This is a genomic window from Mycoplasmopsis cricetuli ATCC 35279, from assembly GCF_000526955.1.
Lineage (GTDB): Bacteria > Bacillota_I > Bacilli_A > Mycoplasmatales > Metamycoplasmataceae > Mycoplasmopsis > Mycoplasmopsis cricetuli.
On sequence record NZ_JAHB01000023.1, the window covers coordinates 1 to 6396 of the forward strand.

General features: G+C 19.7%; 7 protein-coding genes and 1 tRNA gene. 7 read left to right on the top strand and 1 reads right to left on the bottom strand.

What is annotated here, in order from left to right; all coding sequences use genetic code 4:
• Positions 1-174 precede the first annotated feature (174 nt).
• Positions 175-375, top strand: coding sequence for a preprotein translocase subunit SecE (gene secE, locus U744_RS0103795; protein WP_051449507.1), 201 nt, complete (start codon positions 175-177; stop codon positions 373-375).
• 2 nt (positions 376-377) lie between these two features.
• Here secE and U744_RS0103800 read toward each other — a convergent pair whose 3' ends face one another.
• Complete coding sequence (locus tag U744_RS0103800; protein WP_025755724.1) at positions 378-1988, bottom strand: MAG5620 family putative phospho-sugar mutase; 1611 nt, start codon at positions 1986-1988, stop codon at positions 378-380.
• Positions 1989-2105: 117 nt separating this feature from the next.
• Here U744_RS0103800 and U744_RS0103805 point away from each other — a divergent pair, with 117 nt between their 5' ends.
• The 6 genes from U744_RS0103805 to U744_RS04365 form a co-directional block, all read left to right on the top strand.
• The gene (locus tag U744_RS0103805) at positions 2106-4013 is read left to right on the top strand and encodes a type 2 periplasmic-binding domain-containing protein (protein ID WP_025755725.1); all 1908 of its coding nucleotides are present in this window, start codon (positions 2106-2108) and stop codon (positions 4011-4013) included.
• A gap of 74 nt (positions 4014-4087) precedes the next feature.
• The gene (gene rpsT, locus U744_RS0103810) at positions 4088-4354 is read left to right on the top strand and encodes a 30S ribosomal protein S20 (RefSeq protein WP_025755726.1); all 267 of its coding nucleotides are present in this window, start codon (positions 4088-4090) and stop codon (positions 4352-4354) included.
• Between the two features lie 163 nt (positions 4355-4517).
• Positions 4518-4688 (top strand): hypothetical protein, encoded by a 171-nt coding sequence (locus tag U744_RS04665; RefSeq protein WP_156921665.1) that lies wholly within the window; start codon positions 4518-4520, stop codon positions 4686-4688.
• A gap of 101 nt (positions 4689-4789) precedes the next feature.
• Positions 4790-4874, top strand: a tRNA-Leu gene (locus U744_RS0103820).
• Positions 4875-4930: 56 nt separating this feature from the next.
• On the top strand, positions 4931-5797 hold the full coding sequence (locus U744_RS0103825) for an MAGa3780 family membrane protein (RefSeq protein ID WP_025755727.1): 867 nt from the start codon (positions 4931-4933) through the stop codon (positions 5795-5797).
• Positions 5798-6176: 379 nt separating this feature from the next.
• Positions 6177-6396: hypothetical protein (locus U744_RS04365; RefSeq protein ID WP_036432094.1), on the top strand; the 220-nt coding region annotated here is incomplete at its 3' end.

The window sequence follows — 6396 nt, forward strand, 5'->3', positions numbered from 1 at the left end:
TATAAAAAAAAAAAAAAAAAAAAAGCTTTTTTTGCTCTTTTTTAAGCTTTTTATTTTTATTGTATAATTTTCATATATATTTAAAAATGGTAAAAACTAATACATTTTACAATAATTAAATAATATTAACATCAGTTAAAAAAATTAATAAAAACAAATAAAAAAGGAAATGCAATGAAAAATAAACAAACAAAGCCAAAAAAATATTTAATAAGAAAATTTATAAGAGAAATTAAAAGAGTTAAATGACCCTCAAATCAAACAAATGTAATTTCACTTATTAAAATTTTTGTTTTTACTTTAATTTTAGCTGGATTTGTTATTGCTATAACATTGTTATTTACTCATATTTGAACTATCAATAGTTTAAATTAAATTTATTTTTTTAAATTATGAATCAATTTAACAATTGAACGATTAATAAAAAAAATTTTAAATTTTAAAAATCATTTATTACTTAAGAAAGTAAATTGATTTTCTATTGTTAAAGTATTGCTTTGATTGTTATAAATCAAATAAGATACTAATTCAATTTTTTTTGATTTAATAACAATCTTTTGTAAAAAATTATGATTTAAAAAAACAAAATCAAAATAATTAATTGATGTTATCTTAAAATTTTTATAAATTTCTTCACCTTCAACAAAATAATTTTGTTTTAAATGTTCAAGATCTTTTTTTTGAATTTGAAAAGTACTTTTTTTCTCAATATAATTTGATAAATCACTTTTTAATTTTTGAAATTTAAAATTCAAAAGTGTATTATTTTGCTTATAATAATTAAACATTTTAAGCAATAAAAACAACATTTCAATTGAATTAAGTGCTACTTTGTTTTCTTTTTTTATTCAATATCAGTTAAAAAAATAACCAAATACAATATCTGAATAACAATTAAAGTCATCAATTTGAATTAAATTTAATTCATAAGATTTAATTTTTTTCATCACATAATTAGGGCAATTTATTGGAATTAATATTTTGCTAGTTTTTGGTTCATTTGTTTTAATTTTGAAAATTTTATAATCAATAAATAAAAAAGCAACTTCAGAACTAGAAAGTTTTATGTAATATCCTTTATAATAAATAAACACAATTAATTCATTTTGTTTACTCAATAAAAAAATACAATCTGAAGAAAATTTTTTAAATAATGAAGTTTGTTTAAGTGCTGATATTTTATTTTTTCTGCTTAAATATTTAAAAATACTAATATTTGTTGAAATCTTAAAATTAATTTTTGATTTAACTAAAATTTTACTTATAAGTTTATAATTTCTAATATCTTCTAAAACTATTGAAACACTAAATTTAGTATTTTTAAAATCTTCAAAAAATTTAATTTTTAAATTAGTTTGTTCAATAATATTTTCAACTTTTTTAAAATCTAAAGTGTTAATTTTTTCATCTGGACCTAATTCTAAAAATTCTTCATCAGTTAAATAGTAATTAATAATTTTATTTTTTGATTCAATTGAAGTTATTTCTCCTTGTGAAAAAGTTTGCAAATAATAACAATTATCAATTTTATTGTACAAAAACATAATATATGAAAATTCAGTTTCATTTAATTTTTGTTGCAAGAGTAAGTTCTCTGCTGCAATTGATGAAAACTCTCTATTTTCAAACATAAAAACCATAAATTTTTTAAGAGTTAAATAAGAAATGATATCTTTAATAATTAAAGAATTAATTTGCTTGTCAAAGTATAAAACAATCTTTTTTTCAATTTGCTTTTTTAAAACATTTTTATAATAACTTTTAATCAAGTAAAGCGCACTATAATAGTTAAAATACTGATATCCAAATTGTGATCCATTTTGTAATTTAATTCCTAAAATAGTTGCAATAGGAGGTTTTTTAAAATTTTCCATTAACAATTGATTGCTTTTAATTTCAGATAAATAAGTACTATTGATGTTTTTATTGTGATAAACAGCTTTTCAATTATCTAAAATTTTAGATCAATCACTTTTATTTGTTTGCATAAAATTAATTATAACTTAGTTAAATTAAAATATCATAAAGATTTTAAAAATGAGTTTTAAATAATTAGTTTTTTTTATAAAATATCTATAATATTTTAAATACAAATTATCAAATTTATGAAGACAATATTAGCTAAAAACAAACAAAAAATAAAAAAAATTTTAATCTTTTTTCTTTTAATATTTTCCTGTAGTGTTTCTACGGTTTTTGTAATTATTAGCAAAACAAAGAAACCATTTCAACCTTCTTTTTGAAATTATAAATCATATATTAGCTATCAAAACAAAAATATTATCAATAAAAATTTTGAATATAAAGAATTTGCTGAAATATCTGAATTTTCAAATGCATTAATTAACAACAAAGCATTTGCTGGAATTGGAAGTGACTTTCAAATTGTTTCATTAATTAAAAAAGATATTTTACAAGAAATTGATTTTCAAAAATTGTTTAATTTTCAAAAACCATTTGAAAATGATCAACAGCTAAAAAATTTATTGCAAAACCTTTACACTCCAAGTGTTTGAAAACATTTAATTTCATATGATGAAGAGCTTAAAACAAATGAAAATGGTATTTTATTTGATAAACCTAAACATCTTTGAAAATATATGATTCCATATTTTGTTCAAGATATTGTATTTGGAATTAATTTAGATAAATTAAAGAACCAATCACAAAGAAATTTATATGATACTTTTGAAAGTACAGATAAACTTTTAACAAATAATTTAATTGATTTAAATTCTAACAATGAAAATAAACAATATCAAAAATATTCTTTTTTTAATATCTTAAATACTCTTTTTAAAAATGGTATTGAACATTTAACTATTACTGATGCAACTCGTAATAATTTATTGATTGGATCAAGTTATTGAAAAAAATCTAATCAATTTACACAAGATAATATAAATAAATTTGGAACAAAAGTCACAAAAGAAAATTACAAAGAATTAATTGATAACTTCGCATTTTTAATTGAAGATGCAACAAATCATAAAATAACTGATACTAATTTTATCAATCTTAACCCTGATGGATTAAAACTTTTAACTGAACTAATTATGCCAAAAAATTCAGGAGGAAACCCTTCAGATGCTACTATTATGTTTAATGGAGATGCTCTTGATGCTTGGTATTCTTCAGATAATACTAATGGAGAAGTTCAAGATGGAACAATACGCATTATACGCCCTCAAAATAATCTACTTTTAGTTGATGGTTTTGTAATATCTAAATCAATTTCAAAAAATAATCAAGATAATTTGTATAAAACTTTAAGAAAAAGTATTTTAGGCAAAAGAGAAACCTATTGAAATGAATATGAAAAATTATTTTCAAAATCTTATGAATTTAATTTAAATAAAAAGAAAGAAACTTTAAATCAAATGAGTTTAAATTTATATTCAGAATATTTAAATAGCATTTTTAAAGATGTTTCACTTAATGAATTTTCAAGAAAAGAAAATCTAATTTTTAAAAATCAAATTATAAATGATTTGAAAGTAATTTACCTTAGAACACTAAATAATAAAAAAATATTTTTTAATTTAAAAGATAACTATTTAAATTACTGAAAAAACTTAAATAAAATAAATAAAGAAATTTTAATAGCTCTTGTCAATGATTTTAATTTACGTAATAATACTAACGAACTAAAAATAAATAAATTTAATTTAAATGAAAATTCAGAAGAATTTTTATTGCAATTAATTAATATTATTTCACATGTTAATTTTAATGATAAACGTTATTTTAATGAAATTTTAAAAAATAAATATCCTTATTTGGAAAATTTTGATTTTGTCAATTACACACCTGCGTTTAGTTTTGATTTTCAATTTATTAAACGAAATTATTTCATTGATGAAAACAATGATGTAGATAAATATGCATTAAATATTTTTAACATTTCTTCTGATTCTTCATTTAGCTCAATTAATCATCAAAAAATATCATCAACAAATGATAAATTAATTTCATTAATTAATGATTATTATTTAAAAAAAGTTAAAAAATAAATTAATATTTTTTATAAAAATTTTATATAATAGAAAAGATTTTTCAGACTTGAAAAAGGGAGGTTAGTTTAATAATGGCTAATATTAAATCTAAAATAAAAAGCATTGCTAAAATGGAAGCATCTAGAGTTAAAAATGCTGCCATGAAATCAAGAGTAAAAACTGCTATTAGAAAGGCAAGAGAAGCAATTTTATCAAATGATGAAAAAGCAAATCAATTGGTTGCAAAAGCTCACTCTACTATTGCTAAAGCTGTTTCAAAAGGTGTTTTCCATGCTAATAAAGGAGCAAGAAAACATTCACGTTTAGATGCTTTTGTTAAAAAAAATAGAACAAATTAATATAATTTATTATTCGATAATTAAATTAAATATAAATTAATAACACCCTTAAAGTTATATAGAAAACTTAGGGTGTTTATTTTTTTAATAAAATAAAGATCAACTTTTTTAGTTTATAAATTATAATATTACATAAATAATAAAAAATAAAAAGGTAATTAAAGTGTCTAAAATAGCAAGTTTTATTTCAAATACAAAATATAAAATTGTCAAAAAAGAAACTAAAAAAACAAATAAGAAAAACTTAAAAATTACAGCCCAAGATGAAATGTTAGATAATCTAGAAAAACTAAGTTATCAAATCAAGAAAAAACAAAATAAAACAAATAAATAAAATAGTATGATATTGCTTTTTAACTTTAAATAATTTATTTTGATTATTTTTATGTGATTATTTTTTATTTAGTATTATGGTATAATTAATGCATTCATTAAGCCCGAGTGGTGAAATTGGCAGACACGCTAGACTAAGGATCTAGTGGAGCAATCCGTGCAGGTTCAAGTCCTGTCTTGGGCACCATATCAAATTTGACCAAAACGCATTTGCGTTTTTTTATTAAAAAAAGGATCAACTAAATGTACAAAATATTTCAATGAATTGCAAGATATTATTACAAATTTAACAATATTGATTTATTTGTCTTTATTTTTGGTTTGTGTATGATTACAAATATTTTAGCTATCACTATTATTGAATGACAGCAAGTAGCAAAAAAAACTATTGTTGAATTTGATAATATCAAAAAAATTTTAGCCAGTGCTAATTTAGAAGACAAAGCTCAAATTCATTTAAATGCAATTTATCCAAATGCAACAAAACTTTTTTGGGGTGGATCAACTTACTGATTTACATTTATGAGTAATGTTTTTTTAACTATTACTTTTGTTACTTTTCCTTTTTATAAAGATAGCAAAAAAGGACAACATTTTTTCTTTGCTTCAGTTGTTTATATAACCATTACTTTCATTGTATACTGATTGAGTATTATTATTGATACTTCTGAATTTACTAACATGAGCAAGTTTTCAAAAATCAAATCCTTAATATTTCATTTAATAACTCCTTTTGTTGGAATTTTTTGCTTGATTTTATATCGAAATAGCATTATTATTGAAAATTCTAAAATTTGAATTTTATCTGTATTTCCTTTTTTTTATTATCTATTTAATTTAGCTGTGTATTTCATAGGATATGATTTTGTTGTTCAGTATGGAGGAAGTGAACTGGATCGTGGAGTAGTAATTTATAAATTAATCTCCTTTTATCACCCATTTGGATATCGTGGAAATAATGTTTTTATTTTAATTACTTTTAATGTAATTTTATTTTTAAATTCAGTGTTAACAGCTCCAATTATCGGATTTTTATACCGACAATTGTTTAATATTAAAATAAATCATAATATAAATTACCCTAAATTAATTTTTAAAAGAAAAAAATAACAATCAAATGATTGTTATTTTTTATAATGTATATGCTAAATTGATCTTATAGGTATTTTATTTATTGTTTTTTTATTTTAAAAGATATTAAAATTTTATTTTTTAAACTCAAAATAAAACTCATAAATAAATTACAAAATATAATGTTAAAACAAATTTTTTCAAATTAATATTTTAAAATATTGTTTTTTGATTTAAATAGTAATATTTTTTTTATTTTTTATGAAAAAAATATGAAAATTTTAAATTTTTTTAAACTTTTTGCTAAAAAAAAAAAAAAAAAAACATTTTATAATTCTCCTGAATCTTTAAAAATTACCTTCCTAAATTTTAAGGATTAATGTTTTTTATATTTAATATTAAAAAGGAGAATGTAACCATGAAATCAAAAAAAACATTACTTTTAACATCATTATCACTTGGAATTATTCCTATTGCAACTATTGCTGCAGGATGTACTTCAAAAGTGCAAGAAAACTCTCAGACTTCTTCTACTAGAAATTCTGATTCTAAAATAAAAACTCTTGAAGATAAACTAAAAAGTTTAGAAAAAACAGCTGATGAGTTAAAAAACAAACAAGTTCAAACAGAAAATTCAA